Source organism: Bradyrhizobium nanningense, from assembly GCF_004114535.1.
Classification (GTDB): domain Bacteria; phylum Pseudomonadota; class Alphaproteobacteria; order Rhizobiales; family Xanthobacteraceae; genus Bradyrhizobium; species Bradyrhizobium nanningense.
On record NZ_LBJC01000002.1, the window covers coordinates 15,379 to 34,268 of the forward strand.

At 57.6% G+C, this 18,890-nt stretch carries 19 protein-coding genes; 6 read left to right on the forward strand and 13 right to left on the reverse strand.

Annotated features, from left to right (window positions below; all coding sequences use genetic code 11):
- Positions 1-376 precede the first annotated feature (376 nt).
- The 4 genes from modC (at position 377) to ahpD (ending at position 3,735) form a co-directional block, all read left to right on the forward strand.
- Entirely contained in the window at positions 377-1,570 is a 1,194-nt protein-coding gene (gene modC / locus XH84_RS00080; RefSeq protein WP_164937315.1) for a molybdenum ABC transporter ATP-binding protein, read from the forward strand.
- 163 nt (positions 1,571-1,733) lie between these two features.
- The gene (locus XH84_RS41745) at positions 1,734-2,054 is read left to right on the forward strand and encodes a DUF2478 domain-containing protein (RefSeq protein WP_128947940.1); all 321 of its coding nucleotides are present in this window, start codon (positions 1,734-1,736) and stop codon (positions 2,052-2,054) included.
- Positions 2,055-2,625: 571 nt separating this feature from the next.
- A complete protein-coding gene (locus XH84_RS00090; protein ID WP_128947941.1) occupies positions 2,626-3,180 on the forward strand; it encodes a peroxiredoxin in 555 nt (184 codons plus the stop codon).
- Positions 3,181-3,186: 6 nt separating this feature from the next.
- Positions 3,187-3,735 (forward strand): alkylhydroperoxidase, AhpD family, encoded by a 549-nt coding sequence (gene ahpD / locus XH84_RS00095; protein ID WP_128947942.1) that lies wholly within the window; start codon positions 3,187-3,189, stop codon positions 3,733-3,735.
- Positions 3,736-3,959: 224 nt separating this feature from the next.
- Here ahpD and XH84_RS00100 read toward each other — a convergent pair whose 3' ends face one another.
- The 6 genes from XH84_RS00100 to nifH form a co-directional block, all read right to left on the reverse strand.
- Positions 3,960-4,256 (reverse strand): ferredoxin family protein, encoded by a 297-nt coding sequence (locus tag XH84_RS00100; protein WP_128947943.1) that lies wholly within the window; start codon positions 4,254-4,256, stop codon positions 3,960-3,962.
- Between the two features lie 37 nt (positions 4,257-4,293).
- Positions 4,294-5,601, reverse strand: coding sequence for an FAD-dependent oxidoreductase (locus XH84_RS00105; protein ID WP_128947944.1), 1,308 nt, complete (start codon positions 5,599-5,601; stop codon positions 4,294-4,296).
- An 11-nt stretch (positions 5,602-5,612) separates the two neighbouring features.
- Positions 5,613-6,722 (reverse strand): electron transfer flavoprotein subunit alpha/FixB family protein, encoded by a 1,110-nt coding sequence (locus XH84_RS00110; RefSeq protein ID WP_128947945.1) that lies wholly within the window; start codon positions 6,720-6,722, stop codon positions 5,613-5,615.
- Positions 6,723-7,613: 891 nt separating this feature from the next.
- Positions 7,614-7,955 carry a nitrogenase stabilizing/protective protein NifW gene (gene nifW / locus XH84_RS00115; protein WP_128947946.1) on the reverse strand — a complete coding sequence of 114 codons (342 nt, stop codon included), beginning with the start codon at positions 7,953-7,955 and terminating at the stop codon, positions 7,614-7,616.
- A gap of 862 nt (positions 7,956-8,817) precedes the next feature.
- On the reverse strand, positions 8,818-9,594 hold the full coding sequence (locus XH84_RS00120; protein ID WP_164937316.1) for a nitrogen fixation protein NifQ: 777 nt from the start codon (positions 9,592-9,594) through the stop codon (positions 8,818-8,820).
- 144 nt (positions 9,595-9,738) lie between these two features.
- Positions 9,739-10,623 carry a nitrogenase iron protein gene (nifH, locus tag XH84_RS00125; RefSeq protein WP_128948000.1) on the reverse strand — a complete coding sequence of 295 codons (885 nt, stop codon included), beginning with the start codon at positions 10,621-10,623 and terminating at the stop codon, positions 9,739-9,741.
- 576 nt (positions 10,624-11,199) lie between these two features.
- Between nifH and XH84_RS00130 the strand changes: the two genes are divergently transcribed.
- On the forward strand, positions 11,200-11,613 hold the full coding sequence (locus tag XH84_RS00130; RefSeq protein ID WP_128947948.1) for a thioredoxin domain-containing protein: 414 nt from the start codon (positions 11,200-11,202) through the stop codon (positions 11,611-11,613).
- A gap of 451 nt (positions 11,614-12,064) precedes the next feature.
- A complete protein-coding gene (locus XH84_RS00135; RefSeq protein WP_164937325.1) occupies positions 12,065-12,808 on the forward strand; it encodes an OmpW/AlkL family protein in 744 nt (247 codons plus the stop codon).
- Positions 12,809-13,247: 439 nt separating this feature from the next.
- Here XH84_RS00135 and XH84_RS00140 read toward each other — a convergent pair whose 3' ends face one another.
- From XH84_RS00140 to nifB, 7 genes are all read right to left on the reverse strand, one after another.
- On the reverse strand, positions 13,248-13,595 hold the full coding sequence (locus XH84_RS00140; RefSeq protein WP_128947949.1) for a (2Fe-2S) ferredoxin domain-containing protein: 348 nt from the start codon (positions 13,593-13,595) through the stop codon (positions 13,248-13,250).
- A 24-nt stretch (positions 13,596-13,619) separates the two neighbouring features.
- A complete protein-coding gene (locus tag XH84_RS00145) occupies positions 13,620-13,850 on the reverse strand; it encodes a hypothetical protein (protein WP_128947950.1) in 231 nt (76 codons plus the stop codon).
- A gap of 1,544 nt (positions 13,851-15,394) precedes the next feature.
- Positions 15,395-15,751 (reverse strand): DUF3024 domain-containing protein, encoded by a 357-nt coding sequence (locus tag XH84_RS00160; protein ID WP_128947952.1) that lies wholly within the window; start codon positions 15,749-15,751, stop codon positions 15,395-15,397.
- A gap of 62 nt (positions 15,752-15,813) precedes the next feature.
- The gene (locus tag XH84_RS00165; RefSeq protein ID WP_128947953.1) at positions 15,814-16,008 is read right to left on the reverse strand and encodes a nitrogen fixation protein NifZ; all 195 of its coding nucleotides are present in this window, start codon (positions 16,006-16,008) and stop codon (positions 15,814-15,816) included.
- Positions 16,005-16,319 carry a nitrogen fixation protein NifZ gene (locus tag XH84_RS00170; RefSeq protein WP_128947954.1) on the reverse strand — a complete coding sequence of 105 codons (315 nt, stop codon included), beginning with the start codon at positions 16,317-16,319 and terminating at the stop codon, positions 16,005-16,007. Before XH84_RS00170 ends, XH84_RS00165 begins: the two co-directional genes overlap by 4 nt.
- Positions 16,320-16,657: 338 nt before the next feature.
- Entirely contained in the window at positions 16,658-16,882 is a 225-nt protein-coding gene (locus XH84_RS00175; RefSeq protein ID WP_128947955.1) for a 4Fe-4S binding protein, read from the reverse strand.
- 10 nt (positions 16,883-16,892) lie between these two features.
- Positions 16,893-18,452: a nitrogenase cofactor biosynthesis protein NifB gene (gene nifB / locus XH84_RS00180; RefSeq protein ID WP_164937317.1), complete on the reverse strand. Its 1,560-nt coding sequence runs from the start codon at positions 18,450-18,452 to the stop codon at positions 16,893-16,895.
- Between the last annotated feature and the right edge of the window lie 438 nt (positions 18,453-18,890).

Sequence of the window (18,890 nt, forward strand, 5' to 3'; positions counted from 1 at the left end):
TTCCGTCCGGAAGCTGGTATTCAGCCCTGGCGTGATCCGACATCTTTGCCGGCACACCTCTCAAGCCGCGCCATTCGAACATTCAACAGAAGCCCTCGGCCCGCCAAGCAGAGTGACAACCTCGCGCGGCCGGAAAGCCGCTTACCTCTCAATGGGTAGCGCACAGGACAGCGTCTGATTGCCACGAGCCTAGCGGCTCGGAGATGCTCAATAAGACTGAAGTCTTGACACCGATCTGCGGTCCGTCCTCCCACCTTATGCCCTCACGCGAGCTGAAAACACCCTGCTGGAGCGGAATAGAATGGATCGTCGGAGGCATGGCGATCACCTCCATTGCAACCACCGGGATTGTGACACAGATGAGAAGATACAGCACATGCGCAGGTTCATCAGAGAAGCCAAAAAGGGCTATATTGAAGTTGCCTTCAACGGCTCTCCCGCAAGCATTCCGCTGGATACGCAATTCAGCCTACCCGCCAAAGGGGTCACAGCGATTTTTGGTCCCCCCGGGTGCGGTAAAACTACACTCGCTCGCTGCATCGCTGGCGTGCAGCGTCTACCAAATGGATTTTGTGCGATTGATGGGGAGATTTGGCAGGATGAGACGACGTTTCGACCACCTCATATGCGTCGCGTCGCATATGTCTTCCAGCCACCGATTCTCTCCTCTCAATTGTCTGTACGACGCACCCTTTTATACAACGCGTCAAAATCGGAACCGACACTGATCGATTTTGATGGTGTGGTCGATTTGCTCGCCCTGGCCCCACTGCTCGAGCGTTCGCCATCACATCTTTCCGGGATCGAGCGACAGCGACTTGCCCTTGGCTGCGCGCTGTTAGGCCAGCCTCGGCTACTCTTGCTGGACGATCCGCTTCTTGTGCGCGACCGCGCCGCCAAATGCGAGATCCTGCCATTTCTCGAGCGCATGCGGCAAACGCTTCCATTGCCAATGATCTACATCAGCCATGACATCGCTGATATCGAGCGTATTGCCGATCAGCTCGTCATGATGAAAGATGGCGCCGTGACTGCGGCCGGTCCACTCAATGTCGTTCAGGGCGATCCGGCGCTTGCCAGGCGCGGCGAAGCGGCAGTCTGTCTTGATACGGTGGTCGGCGGTTATGACGGGCGCTATGGGCTGATCATGCTCCGCCTCAAGAATGCGCGCTTTCTGATACCTGGAGTGCCGCTTAGACCGGGCGCGCAGCTGCGGCTGCGTATCGCTGCCGACGACGTCAGCATTGCGTGCGAGCGTCCGCGCGCAAGCTCTATCCTCAATGTATTTCGAGCACGCATAACAGCCTCCCTACCGCACGGCGAGGCTGAGGTCACCTTGGTTCTGATCCTTGAAACCGGCCGTTCTAGCGTGCCGCTTTTGGCGCGCATCACGCGCCGCTCCTTTGATGTGCTACGGCTCAGCATTGGAGCGGAAGTATTCGCGGAGGTCGCGCGCGCCGTTCCGCTCGGGCTGCCGAGCGGTAGCTTGCAACGCCCGCCGCATCCGCATGAGCACCTTCGACAGCTATACCCGGACGTGAGAAAAGCACCAACAGATTCCCGGCCGTGATCTAGCTGAAATAGATCCGAATAGCCTCGTGGGCAGTTCTCTACCTTCCAAAAGACGAGGTCGATAGGCTACTGGCCGAATTGGCTCACGATGTCGCGCAGCAAGGCGTAGGCGTCAGCCGCAGGCGCAGCGACACTCGAGGGGAGCAAATGGCACACACATTATGCTCGCAATCGAGGTTGCGACGGGACAAGATCCAGATTTACCAACCACTCGGCAGCCGAGCCTCGAGATCGGCAAATTCGCCGAACAACGAGAAACAGCTGGCTGGGGCCTTCGCGCCGAATTCGTTACCATAACCCGAGGCGTACCAGTCCTGACAGACGTTCCGAAAACATGCCTTGCCGGCTGGCGAGCCTCACCGCGAACGTTGACACGCTGCTGCCTTGCGATCGTCGACTTTTTCAGCAGCAGTGGTTCGATATCTCAAGCGGCGGCGCGCGGCAGCTGCGGTTATTGGTCACAACGATACCGGACCACTTGAAGGTGACATTGAGGCTGCCGAGTACGTCGGCTCGGAAATCGTCCATCGGACTCGTTGGCCATCTCCGGCAGCCGCCTTAGCTCGGGCGTCGGCTCCTGGCCACCTTGATGCCTTGCGAACGCGCCGATTGTGGACCTTCAATGGCGAGACGTCGCAGTTCAACCGGCTTCGTCCGCTAAATAGCCCAAGCCGATGTCAACCCCTAGTCGCCTCTGCAGTGCCCGCCGGTTGAGAACGAGATTGCTACGGTTCAGGAGTGGCTGCCGTGTTCGCGCCAACCGCCTAGCCTGCGCTCGCGTACTGTCGAGCTCAAAGGCACCGCGATCGTAGGCATTCGTCCGCTGGCGTAGGGGAGTGTTTCTCAGGGTGGCCCCAACGCGTTGTGTGCGAGCGCAGGTGCTCCAGATGACCGCCAGCTTAGCGGGATCGAGGCACCAAGCGCGCAAGCATGCCTGTAACCAGGCCGCTGGGCTTGTCTTGTTGGGCCCATTCCCGTCCTAAGAACGGGTGGCATATAGTTTGCTCCACCAGTGAGGTCACGATCCCAAAAAGCAAAATGCGTGAGGACAGCATGCTCGGAATTGGAAGTCAGTTGCCGCCGTTCGAAATCACAGGCGTGAAGCCCGGTTTTCAAGCGCAGGAAGAAGAAGGACAGAGTGCATTTGAGACGCTGACCGAAATGAGCTTTCCGGAAAAATGGAAGATCATCTTCTTCTATCCCAAGGACTTTACCTTCGTCTGCCCGACGGAGATCGCTGAGTTTGCCCGCCTTTCCAAGGAATTCGCTGACCGCGATGCGGTTGTACTGGGTGGTTCGACTGATAACGAGTTCTGCAAGCTCGCTTGGCGGCGCTCACATGTCGACCTGCACAATCTACCAATCTGGCAGTTTGCCGACACAAAGGGAATGCTCGTCGATGGTCTTGGTGTGCGTTCACCCGAAGGGGTTGCCTATCGTTACACCTTTATTGTTGACCCCCAAAACACGATCCAGCACGTCTATGCGACGAATCTCAGCGTCGGGCGCAGTCCCAAGGACACACTCCGCGTTCTGGACGCACTGCAAACCGACCAGCTCTGTCCCTGCAACCGCGAAATCGGCGGCGAAACATTGAAAGTTGCTTGACGCCGCATGTCGTCGATCGAACAAATATACGATAGGATTCCCGATTTCGCGGAGGATGTCAGGCTTAACTTGACCTCCTTGGTGACTGATGAGACGCTTTCGCCGCAACGAAAATACGGGGTGCTGGTGGCGAGCGCGATTGCCACCCGCAATTCAGCTCTGATTGCCGCGGTCGAATCGGCAGCCTCCGCCGTGATGACATCTGTAGCGATCGCTGCCGCGAAAGCCGCGGCGTCTGTAGTGGTAATGAACAACGTCTACTACCGCTTCGCTCACCTCGCTTCCAACCCGGAATACAAGACAATGCCGCCGCGGCTGCGTATGGACGTGACCGCCAATCCCGGCGTAGACAAGACCGACTTCGAGCTGTGGTCGCTTGCTGTCTCCTCCATAAACGGCTGCGGTGTCTGCATCGATGCCCATGAGAAGACACTGAGAGCCGCGGGCGTGAATTCGGAAGCGATCCAGACCGCTGTGCGCTTTGCTGCGATCATACAGTCAGTGGCGATCGCAATCGAGGCCGCTGGGCCTGTCGCCCCTCAGGCGGGAGACTGATCTTTCCTCTGCCATTCGCTCCACGGCATTGTGGCGCTACTCAGTGCGCCACAACCAGCCCTTTGCGGCTTCCGAACGAGTGCGATATCTGCAAGTCATGCCTTGCGGAGCGTCCCCATGACGTGTCTTGCTCGAATACCCGGCGCCATCCAACTGACGGTGAACGCGCCGCGGATACGGTGAGATTACGCGAAACTTGGTCTCACCACTGCGGCGTCCTCTCATCAGCCAAACTTGAACAGAACGCCATATCCGCCGCGCGGATGGCTCCATTGGATGTCGCCGGTCGGCTCGGCGATCACGCGGCAGGTACCGCACTCGATGCAGCCGTCAACTGCTATCTCGACTTGGCCGTCGTCGTTGAGCTCGTAGCATCGTGCCGGGCAGGCCTTCAAAAGTGCGAGGAGCTGCGGCGATGGCGTCTTGTGCGCACGGATCCTGACGTGAGGGTGACCGACGTCGACAAGATAGCGGTTGTAATACAACTTGTCTTCAACGCGCACGGAGGGTTCGACGTTCATGCTTTTGCGTTCCATTGTTGGGCATCACACGTTGCGGTCAGCGCCAGGCCCTGGCAAGACGACAAGCATCGCCGACCAGACCTGACCATGACCGCGCCTTGACAAAGGATTTCAGGCTCGCCTTCTCCTTCTCAGCCTTGGGCGTACCATCGACGCGCACAAAGTTCTGCATCGCCTTGGAGATGAGCTGCGGATAGGTGAGAAAGAAATTTTGGGAGTGGGTATGCATGAGGGGTGGCAAATCCTTGTACTTCTTCAGATCTTTGATGACGAAAGAGTCGTCCAGCATCTTCTTGTAGATTGACAGATTTGCTGCAGTCATCGGTTCACCGCGCGATTTGATCAGTCCGATCGCTTCGGCGGCGATACGGCCGGAGGTCATCGCGAGATTTGAGCCCTCACGATGAATGGCATTGTTCAGTTGGGCCGCATCGCCCACTACGACCCAGCCTTCCCCATAAAGCTGCGGGATGGATTTGTAACCACCTTCGGGAATGAGATGCGCCGAATATTCCTTTACTTCCGACCCTGCTATCAGGGGCGCCACAGACGGGTGCCTCTTGAATTGATCGAGCAGGCCGTACGGCGTTTGGCCCGTGCGCTGGAAGTCGGCGACGAGACAACCGATGCCAAGCGAAATGCACTCCTTATTGGCGTAGATGAAACCCATCCCGGTCATGCCGCGGGAAATCGTACCGGCTGCCTCGATCACGACGCCTTCATCGCCCTTGAGGTTGAAGCGCGCTTCAATGGTCTCACGAGGCAAGAAATGCATTTCCTTCACGGCGAGCGCAACGGTATCGGGTGTCGGACGCGCGCGCAGGCCCGCACGCGTGCCGAGCAGACCATTGACGCCTTCGGCCAGAACGACGACGTCGGCATGTATTTCCCCGTCTTGGCGATCTGTACGAACACCGACGATCCTTTTACGGTCGTCCTGCGCGAGCTCTGTGACGGTCGTCTCGCACAGAACGATCGCGCCAGCCTCCCGCACCTTGGAAGACAACCATTTGTCGAACTGAGCACGTATAATCGTGTAGCGGTTCGGCCGCTCCTCGTTGAAGTCCTCCGAACGGTAGTGCATACCGACATGGGAACGATCGTCCATCATCCAGAACCGCTGTTCGATCACGTGACGTTCGAGCGGCGCCTCCTCTCGAAACTTGGGGACCAGCTTTTCCACCATGTCCGCATAGAGGATGGCCCCCTGCACATTCTTCGATCCGGAATATTCGCCCCGCTCGAGCTGCAGCACCTTCATACCGTGTCTGGCCATCGTCAATGCCGCCGCGTTGCCGGCCATACCGGCTCCGACCACGATCGCATCGAATCTCTCTTCAATCATCAGTATCTCCTCTAGACCGCAATCCTGGCGCGCGAATCTGGCAAAAGCCGCGCGCGAAATGCGGCCGTCAGCGCCGGTAGCAATTGCATGGCATCACTGACGATCGCAAGGTGGGCAAAGTCGAAGATCGGCGCGTTCTTGTCAGTATTGACGGCCACGATCAGATCCGCGCCCTCGACGCCAACTCGGTGCTGGATCGCACCGGAAATGCCCGCGGCAATATAGAGCTTCGGCCGGATGGTCTTGCCCGTCTGGCCGATTTGCCGGTCAGGCGTAACCCACCCTTTCTGCACGAGAGGACGCGAGCAGCCATATTCAGCGCCAAGCAGAGTTGCGAGCTCGCGCACCAATCGAAAATTCTCAGGCGATCCCAGCCCCAGCCCGCCCGCAACCACCACATCGGCATAGGCAAGATTGGACGTTTCTGCATCTCGGTCGGGTAGGAACGACAATACTTTTGTGACTATATCGTCTTCGACAAGGCCGAGCGGATGAACGATGATACGAGCGGCATCGCGCACAACACGTTCAGGCATCGGCATGACCCGCGGGCGGACAGTGGCCATCTGCGGACGATAATTCAAGGTATAGATTGTGCAGAGCAGCGAGCCGCCAAAGGTTGGACGAGTCGCCGCAAGCGAACCATCGGCGTCCACGTCCAGCGCGGTGCAGTCGGCAGTGAGCCCCGTCGACAGAGTCGTCGCCACGGAACCTGCGAGATCGCGACCGAGCGTCGTCGCACCCAACAGCAGTATCTCGGGCTTGTAGGTGTTGACGAGTTCGGTAAGCGCTTTGGTATAGGACTCGTTGCGGTAATCCGACAAAACGTTGTCGCTCACGAGATAGGCCAGATCGGCGCCATAGCAAAACGCTTCAAGTGCTGCATTACGTGTGTGCTGCCCCTCCGGGCCGATAACGACGGCGGCAAGACTCACCTTTAGCTTGTCGGCAAGGCGGCGCCCCGCACCCATGAGCTCCCAGGAAACGGGATGCACTTGGCCACGCTCCAGCTCGACGAAGACCCAGACGTGCTTGTAGGACTTGAAGTGCTCCGGCAGTTCTTTTTTGGCTGCACCGCGGCCGGCCGCGGGTGGCATGGCCGTTCTGCTGACGTTGCTCATACTCTAAATTCCTCTCAACGATAGGCGCGCCCGCGCCGCGGGTTGCTTTTTCGCTCCGTTAACTGAAGTTCACTTTTGGTCAGCAAGTGGCTGGTTGCTCTGCCCGCTTGCGTGCTCGCACCGGTCGCACAACAACACGCGTCGTCGCAATAGACGTACCCGTTCGGCCGGATTTGGAGAGATCTTGCAAACTGAACCCTTGCGCGCCAGGTTCGACGAGCGCCACCGCGGCTGGCCAGGACGCCGTGCTGATTCTAACCGGCCGCTCCCAGGCCTGGTTGATGAGTCCGCTCGCCGCGCCTCCAGCGCTAGCAGTCCGTATGGGCCGATGCTACCGCTCTTCGTGGCGTAGTTTCTATCCGCCATGAGATGGAGACAAATCTCAGCGGCATCGGGAGTCGATTTGATGCGGATGCTGCTGTGCATACCCGCCACAGGAGTAGCGCGAAGGGGACACTTATTCATTGACCACCATCTCACCGTCGCTACGAAACTGCGACCGCGTCAGAGACCGTTGCGAAGGGATCTGCCGGGATCGTGCGCCTCGATACGATGGCGCAGGGCGGCTCGGCAGGCAGTAACAGCAGCATCATGGCTCCTCCTTCAAACTCATCGCCGACGCTACCATCTGTCGGCATTGATAATCGGATCAGCGGGACATCAGGCAAGTGTCGTACCAGTTGCAAAGACGGTTGAAAGTCGGTGGGAAGTAATGGCTTGCGCGACACTTCAAACAGCTGCTGATATCGTAGTCACGAACAAAACAATTCAGACATGGGCGGGAATACGACAGTCCTTGCTGGGCCGAGGGCCGCAGAGACTTGCCCCCGAAAATAGAAAGCTCGTGCCTCGGCTCCGTCGGGCAGACTTCGCTTACAGTGGAATGCTCGGTCACTTCAACTCGCTCAAAGGGACAAAGGCCGCAGGCTTCCTAGAGTCTACGACGGCATCCCTCAAAACCTTGAACACTCGCTCCTGGATCGGTGACGATGCTACGAAATCTGCATAGGCCTGTTCCAACATGGCCTTGCATCGAGCTCTGATTTCCGGCTCTGCGGCACCATAAAATTGCTCTTGGGCGAAGTATTGTCCCATGCGCTTTAGAATGTGAAGGCGCGCGACATCCACGACCTTCGGGTCGTACTCGACCCCAAGCAGCAAAAAGAAATCCTCTGCCGATGAGGCTTTGCTGAGTCGATCCAGGATGCCCGCTCCTGGTGATGAGTTGGTCATCGAACATTCTCCTTCGGAGTTCTGAATGGCGCCCACACTGAGCGGATCTGAGTACTAAAGCGACGTGCGCGCGGCTTTTGCGGTGCCTATCAATCTGATGAGAAATCGGTGACGGGGCGGAGGGAGTTCTCATCATGGACGGCGACCTCATGTTCCCAACCCCGGGATATCCTAGTACTTACTTCACCCATTCCACACGAAGTCCTGATGACCACACAGCTTGGAGGCGGTCTCGATATCGCCGGTTGGGATCACGTATTGATCATGACCGCCTTTGTTTCGATCGCCACGTCGGGACCGGTTTCCCGCGTCCGCGCACCAGCCCCGTGATAGAGAGCGGAAGATCTGCTTCGATGATGGCGCGGATGGTGGCGGTGTCTTGATTGCCCATGACGGCGTGCCGCCGCAGTCTTTGTGACTCCGCCCCACGCCGGCGGCCGCGCAATCGCCAGCTTCTCCTCGCCGGTGAACGCAATGCCAGGCGCCTGCAGGCCATGGCGTACTGGCGTCTCGTTTAGCGCGGTAGAGTTGGTGCATGGTTTTATCGGACCAAGCCGATTTGGCGGCGGTGCTGGCGGCAACCACTCGGGAACTCCTCATAGTTTGAACTGCCGACACTCCAGCAACCAGCATGCCAGCCTGTCGTAACAGTCCACCCATTGAAGAAGCTAACGCCTCTTTTTCTGATCTTCTTCAGCAAATGGATTGTGGCAAATGCGACAGCGCTACGAAACAGAACGCGCCTCCCTTCTTTTACGACGGCTTCCTTGCGGCGCACTAGGATGTGAGAATTGTAGCGGAGCACTCGATCCTGCCGCCTTGAACACACGCCATCCCCTCGCATCCACTCTCCACGAACGGCCTACAAATCCGGCAAGGCCTTCTCGGATGACGGTGCGGTTGCGGACTCTCCAGGCATTGCAAACACCCGGCCGCTGGCCACATCCGGCCAAGCTGCGGCGTGCGACAGAAAATCGCGCCGGCGCTCGGCCATCCGGCTCTCACCGCTTTCTTCACCGAAGCAGACGTTGAAGTCGTCACATTGAGTGCACACGGGTGTCGTGCACATCCCAAGGCCTTCATTCTCGCAAATCATGCGGTAGAAGAAGCGCTTCCAACGCATATTATTGACATTACGCGCGGCGAGCGGCGCGAAATGCCGGCTCAGCAGCAGAGAGAGTTCGCCACGATTGCGCAAGCCCAGAGCTTCCCAGAGATGGTCCGGCTCAATGGCGCGGCGCGCGATCATCGCGGCCAGCCAGCGGCCGATATCCCCTTCGGTTGAGCGTTGCTTGAGCAACAGATCGCGAACCATTGCGATCTCCTCGTCGTCTTCCCACCTGAAAGGCGAGGCCTGCTCCGCGGCCATGGTCTCGGTTGAGGGAAAGTACCGCTCCAGCAAGGCCGCCAATTCAACGCCGGATAGGCCAACCTTCTCAAGAAGGGAGCCACTATCCATCGTGGCAGCGGCTAGGATAGACGCCAGAACATGGCGATCGAAATTGCTATCCGTGGCGATATCGGCATCTGCAGGATGCCTACCGGTGAGCAGGCGGTAGGTTGTAATTCCCCTATGCGACTGGCTGTTAGCGTCAACAGCACAAGCAGCCACGAACGGAAAGACGTGCGGCTCGGACATAACTCTGTGGTTCTTCACAATGCAAGGTTCGTCACGGCGCATCCTGGTTTTGGCAACCGTCGTTTGTCAGTATGCCGGTCTCCCGGGATGGTGAGGGAGACCGGCATCTGTCGCGCGCCTTCACAAGGCCGCGACTCGCGACCTTTACGAGGCTGCGAGTTCGGCAGCAGTTTTGCCGATGATTGATTCATCGACGGGCTTCATAATGCCATGCTCCATGAGCATGTCCTCGAGCTCATCCATTGAGATCGGGGTCGGGATGATGCCTTTGCCGCCATTATTGTGAACCTTGGCCGCGAGCTTCCGATAGTGATCAGCCTGCTTGGAATCCGGTGCATACTCAAGCACCGTCATGCGGCGTAGCTCTGCATGCTGCACCACGTTGTCGCGGGGCACGAAGTAGATCAGCTGAGTTCCTAGCTTCTTGGCCAACGCTTCCGCCAGTTCCAGTTCCTTGTCGGTCTGCCGCTCGTTGCAAATCAGGCCGCCCAGCCGCACCCCACCAGAGTTCGCGTATTTCAAGATCCCCTTGGAAATGTTGTTTGCGGCATACATCGCCATCATTTCACCAGACATCACGATGTAGATCTCCTGCGCCTTGTTCTCGCGGATTGGCATCGCGAAACCACCGCAAACGACATCGCCAAGCACATCGTATGAGACATAGTCAATGTTCTCGTAGGCGCCGTTCTCTTCCAGGAAATTGATCGACGTGATGACACCGCGGCCGGCGCAGCCGACACCTGGCTCTGGACCACCGGACTCCACGCAGCGAATGTCCTTGTAGCCGACCTTCATTACGTCCTCGAGCTCTAGGTCCTCCACACTGCCGGCGCTCGCGGCGAGGCTCAAAATCGTGTCTTGGGCCTTGGCGTGCAGAATGAGGCGGGTCGAGTCCGCTTTCGGATCGCACCCTACAATCAGAATTTTCTGACCCAGCTCGGCTAGCGCCGCCAGCGTGTTCTGTGAAGTGGTGGACTTGCCGATACCGCCCTTCCCGTAGAACGCGATTTGTCTTAGTGAAGCCATGTTGCTCTCCATCAACCGATTATCCAAAAGCTCGCGCTTCTCGCGCGAGCTTGTTTCTCTCGCAGAAGCGGGGGCCACACGGGTTGAAGGGAAGGAGCGCATCGCTCGCCTTACGCGTCGGCCTGCACTCAGCCCTCACTCAGTGTTGCTGCCGCTTATTAGCAACGGCCGTGCCAACGCTTGGCCGCGCACCTTAAGCTTCTGATTACGTTTCCAAAAGCTAACCAGCTCTTGCGTGATCGTTGGCCGTTTTGGATCTAACAGAATCTGCGCGGCTGTCGGACATCGAACAAACAACCACAAACATCAGCGCCAAAAAAAACGAATTGACGACACCTATTCCGATGTCTCAGTTGTGGAACGGAACTTGCTGCTCCTCTGATAAGAGGGGCAAGTTGAGGAGAATGAACATGCCGGTCGGGCTCGAAACCTGGCGGACCCGCGGCGAGGGTTGCAACTACGGAACGGCGCCTGGTGCGCTGATATCGGAGATGATCAGAAAGCATTTCAAATGGGCAGCCGGATGCAGCAGCGCCGTGCCACCCGTTCGTCTCACAACGCGTACATAGGTTTGCCGTGGCGACAATCATTTTCTATCAGAAGCCCGGCTGCGCCACGAATGCGCGTCAGATTCAAGCGTTTCAATCCGCGGGCCACGACGTGGTCGTCAAAGACATCTTGACGGAGCCATGGCATGCGGACGAATTGCGCAGCTTCTTCCGCAATATGCCCGCCGGCTCCTGGTTCAACCGAGCCGCGCCTCGTATCAAGTCAGGCGAAGTCAACCCCGATTCTGTCGATGCTGCAAACGCACTTGCATTGATGGCTGGCGATCCGCTCCTGATACGACGACCGCTGATTGACGTAGACGGGGCACGATGTGCCGGACTCGATCATGGGCTCGTGCTGTCGCTACTTGGCCGCAAGGCTCACGATGAGCTCGAGGGATGCTTGCAAGAAGCAAACCGCACGTGTTGCCCGCAGACGTGAGGAAACGCTGAGCGTTTGCCATGCCAAGAATGACGTGCTCCACTGGCGGCTTGCACGAGCAGTAACAGAGTGGGCCTCTGCTGAGACCGCCCCGCGCAGGTGCCTACTCCGTAGGGAGGCATCGCCAATATTACGCTTGAATGTCGCCCGTCCGCCTTAGCGACCCGTGAGAGGATTCGCCGCAGTCGGTGGCTTTATCACGCATGACTTCCGCGGCTTGGATTAGATCAGAGCACCAAGCCGAGAGGCAGCTGCTTCGAGAGCCTCGGCTCAGACGACCTCTCGGATACACTAACGATCAGAACAGATCACCACGCTTCGCCGGTGTGATCCTAATACAACTTACAGGCATGATTGCACTAACCGCCGCTCTCATTTTGATCGATATCAAATCCTCCGGCAGTCCCAATGTGTGACAGAGACCTTGCGCGACATCTCGCGCGACTTTGGAATGGAGAATTCGATGAAAGCAAGAGCAGTTCTGGCGATGGCATCGGTCCTCGCGCTAGCGACCCCGTTGGCCAGCAACTCGGCACGTAGTGCGGATCTGGATCCGGCGCCGGTCTACTATAAAGCGCCTCCAATTGAACCCCGCAACCCTTGGATGATCCGCTTGCGCGTGCTCGGCGTTTTGCCGGATACCGCAGGCAGTTCGGTCAACGTTTCCGGGACGCCATCGCTCTCATCACCAAGTTCTGGGCTTTCGATCAGCGATCAAGTCATACCAGAGCTGGACATCACCTATTTCTTCACAAATAACTTAGCCGCTGAACTCATTCTCGGCGTGACTAACCATCACATCAGCGGCAATGGCGCGCTCACTGGGCTCGATATCGGAAAAACCTGGCTGTTGCCGCCTACACTGACCCTGCAATATCACTTCACCGATTTTGGGCCGCTCAAGCCTTATCTCGGCGCGGGCATCAATTACACTGTATTCTTCAACCAATCGGCAGCCAACACGTCGCTCGCCGGTCTTGCCGTCACCGATCTACACCTCAGAAACCAATTTGGCGCGGCGATCCAATTCGGATTCGATTACATGCTTGATCGTCACTGGGGCCTCAACTTTGACGTGAAAAAACTGTGGCTGCGGCCGGAGTACTCGGCGGCCATAAACAATGCGATTGCCGTTACCGGCCGTGCACATATCGATCCATGGCTCGTCAGCGGCGGCGTCGCTTACAAGTTCTGAAGAACGGGGTCCCAAAGGAGACTTCGTTTGATCAGCTCGGACGCAGCGAGCTCATCGAGCCCATCTCCTACTCTCACCGCACTATGGCAGGAAGCAAGCTGACGCGTCGCGTCAGCTCGCAAGAGAGTGCCCCATTCGCAGCATTGCGCCCGCTGCGAGTTACGGACTCGCGTGGCACGTGAGTGACAGTACACAAACATAAACCCGGCACATGATCATATGCCCGTTTCGTCGCGCGCTGCAACGGAGCCATTTTCCCATTTTGGCATAGAAGAAACACGGTACGCCGCGCCAAGCTCTATGGCCTGCTGTCAGCGGACTCGTGGGCGCAAGGTGCCCGGTCAACATCAGATGATCTGAGCTCCAAACATGCCGGTTCATGGACTAACAAGCCGTTCATGCTTGCTAGCCAGGGCAAGTGGCGACCCAAGCGACGCCTCTAGCTTCGCTTGAGCACCATCACGAGGCGGTCGACACGTTTGCCCTGCTTGAGGTGGGAGTTGACGATCTCGTCAACGTCCTCAGGCGTGGTCGCGCGATACCAGACTCCGTCGGGATAGACAACCAGCAAGGGACCAGTATTACAAAAGCCAAGGCAGTCCGCTGTCGTGAAGCCAATATCGTTGAGACCTTGCGCTTCGATCGCCTTGCCCATTCGATCCCAGAGAGCTTGCGCGCCCGAGGCGCCGCAACTGCCGTGCGGATGGCTTGGCGGACGCTGCGTGTTGCACGCGAAAACATGATGCCTATAGAGCTGAGGAAGATCACATTTGTTTTCTGAATTCACGCGCCTATTCTCCGATAGTGGACTTCATCTGAAGGGATGAGGTGTGAGCACATAGTCGCCCATACCCTCTAACGGTTGAACGCCCCATTGGCGATCGATACGACTGATTCCCACTCGCCTTGCGAAAGCAGCCGGAATGAGAGGGCGGCATAGTCGTTGTCGCCGCTGAGGATGAGCGATCGATACCTTGGCGTCCGAAACCGCTTCCTGATCAATACCAACGTCTTCTTCCGTCATCCCGATCTCATCCTTCATTCACCACTCACTTGTCATCGAAATTCTCCAAAGCAAGTTGCACACCAGATGCGTAACGGGCGCGTCTTACAATTCGGCGCAGTCGCAACAATGTCGGCATTCTCGCCCATAGCAGCGATCCGAGATCGGGCTAAACGCCCATGGCCTCGGTCAGAATGATGCGTCGGTCGGACTGATTCGATCTGCTCGCTCATCAAGTCGCCGACAATCAGTGCGCTGATGCCGGCCCCGCGGATTCCTGCTTGAAGGCATCGACCGCAGTCCGGCTCAGCCGAAAAACCCCTCGGCCCCGAGCGAGCGGCCGATAAGCCGAGCTCGCACGGGTGTTGAGGACATCAAACCATTGGTTCGGATTGAGCTTTGCTGGACGCTCGCTGATTTGTATCACCCGCCCGTTCGGCGCGAAGCGGACGTGGATGATGACTTCTTGAGAGTTCATACCGATTCCCGATCTTGGTCAGCAACGATCACGAGCTGGACACCGACAATCTCGATTGTAATGTGCTCGCTTTCAGACATCTTGGCGCCTGCCTCAAGCCGCGCCTTGCACGCCGAGCTGTTCTATGATCGAGCATGCCTTCTCCGCACTCACCTGGAACATTTCTCTTGCGGCTTTCTAGATGCGTTGTCTTCGGCGGCCGGCACCCTCCTGCACTGGGCGGATCACGATGTCGCTCGGCAACGTCGTACAAACCAGGTGTCCTTGGTCCGCTTGCTCATCTCTTGCGCTGACAAAACCTAAACTCACCCCCAATGAACCTCTCGTACTCTTTGTCTTGGATGACGATCATCTCAGTCAATCGCCGCGCAGGCGCCCACGTTGTCGCCACATCTTTCATGGTCTCGACGATAAACTCGATCTGCTTGTTCGCGAGACCGGTGTGAAATGGAAGCGACATGACGCGATTGGCTATCTTCTACGCAAGCAGAGAGTAGCCACGCCGATAGCCGGCGATAGGTTAGTTGCGTGCAAGCGTTTGGGCAATATGGGCGCCGTTTCAACCCGTGTGCCGCGCTGACCATCGATAACGGCGCAGTGCTCCGATCGCGTGAAGTGCACCTCAACATAACCGGGAGCATGCGATCAACTCACCTCTGTCACGTCGGGCGCAACATAAAGCGACCCGACACCTTCACATGATTGCAGATGCGCCTCGTAACACTGCTCGACCATTCGACACCCTCTTGGATTTCATCGGAAGGCTTAAAATGCACTACGCCATATTCCGCTGGTTCAGTGCTCACCGCCCAGCATTCATCTTGGCCAATACGATCCCGGTCGCTCGCGTTCGGTCGGCCGTAATCTGCACGCAGTGGTCCGATCATCGAGCAGAGGAAGATCGAAACGAGGACACTGTTGGAACGGCTGATCCGACAAATCTGACGCATCACAGCGCACACAAGCAAGCTGGGGAAAGCCGCGGCGCACCTCGACAAAGTGACCCATGTCGGCGCCATCGGCAGTATGCAGTTGTCCGAATTCGATCAATCCGTCCGTCGTGAGCGCCATCGTCGTTCCTCTATCCCTCGGACATGGCAGCCTCTCATTGCCAGAACAGGCGCTCGGGATCCGCATTCAACTCGTCGATTGCAGGAGTCAAGCGGTGATAAAGGCTGTAAAACTCCCAGACTCCCCCCGCGTGATTCTTGTGAAACAGCTTCCAGATCCCGCTCACGGAGTCATAAAGAATCAGCGCGACGTCGACCAAGGCGCCGTCCTTGTCGATGTTGCGCGAGCAACATGGACTCTCGATGAGGTAGCCGCCCCTCACTGGCGTCACGTTTGGCGAGACGTAGAGATAGCGCTTGCGCGCGCTCAAGCCGCGCTCGATCCGTTTGCGATCAAGCTCGTTGGGGTGAGGAACTATCCCCGTTGCTTTCCTCATCAGTGCGGCATTCATGACGAAAGCCTCCATTCAAAGCACTCTGATTTCTTCTTGAAGACCAGCACATGAGCAGCTCCTCACCAAAATCGCACAATAAAGATCGGCTCATAAGCTTCGTTGTTGAGAGTATCGATGACGGTCTGGCGGGTCGTTCTGGCAGCGAGCAAAGCTCCGTCGGGCTCCGTATTGGTAGATGAGTGGTCCTTGATGAGGTCGGCGGCGGGTTTGCCCCGCTGGCCCCGCCGACATTTCGTAACACCTTGCTTAGTCATGACTCCTCCGGTAATGGCAAATCATCGACCTCCTCGCAGGCATCCACTGGCTCTAGTTCCTTGCGTTTCATGCCAACGCGGCGGCCGCTTTCCAAAAACTCTACACCGTAGATGTAGAATTGCTGTAAGAACGTACCGATCGAGATGACGTAACCCACCTCGCCCTTCTTGACTAAGACGTCGCCAATCTCCTTACCGGGATAGGTGCCATCATTGCGGATGGTGCGATTGGCTCGAAGCTTCTGGCCAAAGCTGAAGACGGGCGGATCGCTTAGCTCGACGACGTCGCTGTCGCGAAGAATGATGTTCATATACCGCTCCTCATGCATCGCTCGCTCTAGAGATGCACGGACGCCGCATAGCCCCCCAGGCGACATTCCGCATCACTTCGTGGCCGCGCGCGATATTGTCAATCACATCCACGATGGGAGCGCGGCCTGGAAGGCCGCTCTCAGCATTACGACGCGCCCTCGAACCGCCGAAATGCCGCCAAGCCATGCTGCCGACCAGCAACAGCACTATCGCAGGGTAACCCAGAGGAATCGCCGTCCATAAGGGAGAGCGAACGTCGGCACCTGCGATCCAACGGGCGGCGCTTGCGACGTATTCAGCACCAGGTCCTTGCATGCCGCTCATGAGGGCGCCCGCTTTAGGCTGGCGCTTGGTAGCGAGGCAACGACGTGTCAACCACGCAGGTATTGTCGACTGGACAGGCGGCGACACATTGTGGCTCGTCAAAATGGCCAACACATTCGGTGCATTTTGCCGCTTCAATGACAAAGCTTCCCCCCTTCTCCGAGATAGCAACGTTCGGGCATAATGGTTCGCAGGCTGAGCAGCTCGTACACTGCGAGGCGATGATTTTGAACGGCACATATTTCTCCTTACGCCGCAGAGATCCGATCTCCCAACCGACACGCAGGCTCGCCGCGCTGCACGTGCTGGATCTCCCCGCGCTTCACCTTGTCGAGATAGGATCTGAACCAAGCGATCGCCGACTTCTCAATGAACTCATGAGCGAATTGATCAACTGGCTCAATTCCTGCCTCGATCAGACTGCTTTTCGGGCAGCCGCCGATCTTAGCCACGAAGACCGCGTGGCAGTCATGGATGTCGCGCATGATCGCGGATAATCTATCTTCCTCGCCATAGCCGCCCTGGCAGTAACCTTCCACACAGCGCAGACCAGCGAACTTGGCGCCGGATGTGGAAAGCTCGTACACTTGGAATTCCTTTGCATGTCCAAAGTGCTCGTTGATCAATCCGGAGCCCTTGGTGGCGACCGCCACCAGAAGAGTGATCGCCCTCATGTCTCCGGAAAGTTCCGCAAGCTCCTTTTGGTCGGCGGCAACTTTGGAAAGGCGCTCGTTCTCTACCTTTTCCTGATAAGCCTTGCGCATCGCTAAGTCGTATTGGACGTCCATTTTCATCACCCGATCATTAGTGAACTCTGCGCTGCGATCCTCGCCGAGTAGACCGACCGCATCAGCGCGGCACTGGCGGCAATGCCGCATGATGTTTATCTGCCCTTCACAAGCATCTTGCAGCGCCTTCAATTCTTGCGCCGTCGGGCCGCGCTGAGCGTTGAGGCCAAATGCTGTTCCGTGCTCGGGCGCGGAGATGAGCGGCATGATATTGTGAAGGAAGGCACCGCGCGACGTGACCGCCTTATTGACCTCGACCAGGTGGTCATCATTGATGTTGGGGATCATCACCGAGTTGATCTTGCACAAAATGCCGCGTTCGCTAAGCATCTCGAGGCCTTGCAGCTGGCGATGGGTGAGTATCCTTGCCGCCTCGATGCCGGTGTATCGCTTGTGGTTGAAGAAGATCCACGGATAGATCTTGGCTCCGATTTCCGGATCGACCATGTTGATCGTGATGGTGACGTGGTCAATTCTGGCCTTGACGATGGCATCGACATAGTCCGGCAGTGCGATTCCGTTGGTTGACAGACACAGCTTGATGTCGGGAGCGGCCTGGCTGATCAGCTCGAACGTTTTAAACGTCTTTGCTGGATTGGCCAGGGCATCGCCGGGACCAGCGATGCCAACGACGGTCATCTGCGGAATGGTCGTCGCGACCGCGATCACTTTTCTCGCCGCCTGCTCAGGGGTGAGTTTCTCGCTCACCACTCCGGGACGCGATTCATTGGCGCAGTCGTATTTTCGGTTGCAGTAATTGCACTGGATGTTGCAAGCAGGCGCGACCGCGACATGCATGCGAGCGTAATGATGATGCGCATCTTCGCTATAGCAGGGATGGTTTTTGACCTTTTCCCAGATCCCGATCGGCAGATCGCCTTGGCTGTCCTGCGAGCCGCAGCTCGCCCGCCCGGTGTTGGCCGAAGCGCGGCAGCCCTTATGCTCGGTGATGGGCTGCATGATGTTTCCGCCATTCACTGCAGCTTTGATATACTTTCCGCGTCCCACGACCGCGTTCATTCCCATTCTCTCTGCAAGCATCATCGCCCCAGGTCATTCTTGAGCGCGCTTCAGGAAGCTGCGTAGCAACTTGCATGCCATGGCGAGGATGTGCGATCGCAACCGTAGTCCACCGAGTTATCACGACGATAGCGTTGGCGCTTGCAAGAACAGCAATGATGAGCCTGTCGGCAAAGCGACAGACGCGTCGCCGTTCTCACTCAGAGCTCCATCGCTTGCGCATTTACTCTCGCGCTGGACGCGCCCGCATGCGGCTTCATCTAAACGGGCCTTCACGCGCTGCCGCTTCCAATTGGGTGGATCCGAACTGGGGGATCCGGACTTCATAAGGCTAATAGTGGGCGACACGCGCCCTACTATGACGGGCAGCAATGAGGGCCAAAGATGATGGTGCAATCGCCTGGGCCCAACTGACCGAGCGATGCCTGCGTCATCAAT

Excerpts from the sequence above, each read along its gene's own strand:
- modC (WP_164937315.1), top strand. The coding sequence starts at position 377 with ATGCGCAGGTTCATCAGAGAAGCCAAAAAGGGCTATATTGAAGTTGCC.
- XH84_RS41745 (WP_128947940.1), top strand. The coding sequence starts at position 1,734 with ATGCTCGCAATCGAGGTTGCGACGGGACAAGATCCAGATTTACCAACC.
- XH84_RS00090 (WP_128947941.1), top strand. The coding sequence starts at position 2,626 with ATGCTCGGAATTGGAAGTCAGTTGCCGCCGTTCGAAATCACAGGCGTG.
- ahpD (WP_128947942.1), top strand. The coding sequence starts at position 3,187 with ATGTCGTCGATCGAACAAATATACGATAGGATTCCCGATTTCGCGGAG.
- XH84_RS00100 (WP_128947943.1), bottom strand. The coding sequence starts at position 4,256 with ATGAACGTCGAACCCTCCGTGCGCGTTGAAGACAAGTTGTATTACAAC.
- XH84_RS00105 (WP_128947944.1), bottom strand. The coding sequence starts at position 5,601 with ATGATTGAAGAGAGATTCGATGCGATCGTGGTCGGAGCCGGTATGGCC.
- XH84_RS00110 (WP_128947945.1), bottom strand. The coding sequence starts at position 6,722 with ATGAGCAACGTCAGCAGAACGGCCATGCCACCCGCGGCCGGCCGCGGT.
- nifW (WP_128947946.1), bottom strand. The coding sequence starts at position 7,955 with ATGACCAACTCATCACCAGGAGCGGGCATCCTGGATCGACTCAGCAAA.
- XH84_RS00120 (WP_164937316.1), bottom strand. The coding sequence starts at position 9,594 with ATGTCCGAGCCGCACGTCTTTCCGTTCGTGGCTGCTTGTGCTGTTGAC.
- nifH (WP_128948000.1), bottom strand. The coding sequence starts at position 10,623 with ATGGCTTCACTAAGACAAATCGCGTTCTACGGGAAGGGCGGTATCGGC.
- XH84_RS00135 (WP_164937325.1), top strand. The coding sequence starts at position 12,065 with ATGGAGAATTCGATGAAAGCAAGAGCAGTTCTGGCGATGGCATCGGTC.
- XH84_RS00145 (WP_128947950.1), bottom strand. The coding sequence starts at position 13,850 with ATGAAGGATGAGATCGGGATGACGGAAGAAGACGTTGGTATTGATCAG.
- XH84_RS00160 (WP_128947952.1), bottom strand. The coding sequence starts at position 15,751 with ATGAATGCCGCACTGATGAGGAAAGCAACGGGGATAGTTCCTCACCCC.
- XH84_RS00165 (WP_128947953.1), bottom strand. The coding sequence starts at position 16,008 with ATGACTAAGCAAGGTGTTACGAAATGTCGGCGGGGCCAGCGGGGCAAA.
- XH84_RS00170 (WP_128947954.1), bottom strand. The coding sequence starts at position 16,319 with ATGAACATCATTCTTCGCGACAGCGACGTCGTCGAGCTAAGCGATCCG.
- nifB (WP_164937317.1), bottom strand. The coding sequence starts at position 18,452 with ATGAACGCGGTCGTGGGACGCGGAAAGTATATCAAAGCTGCAGTGAAT.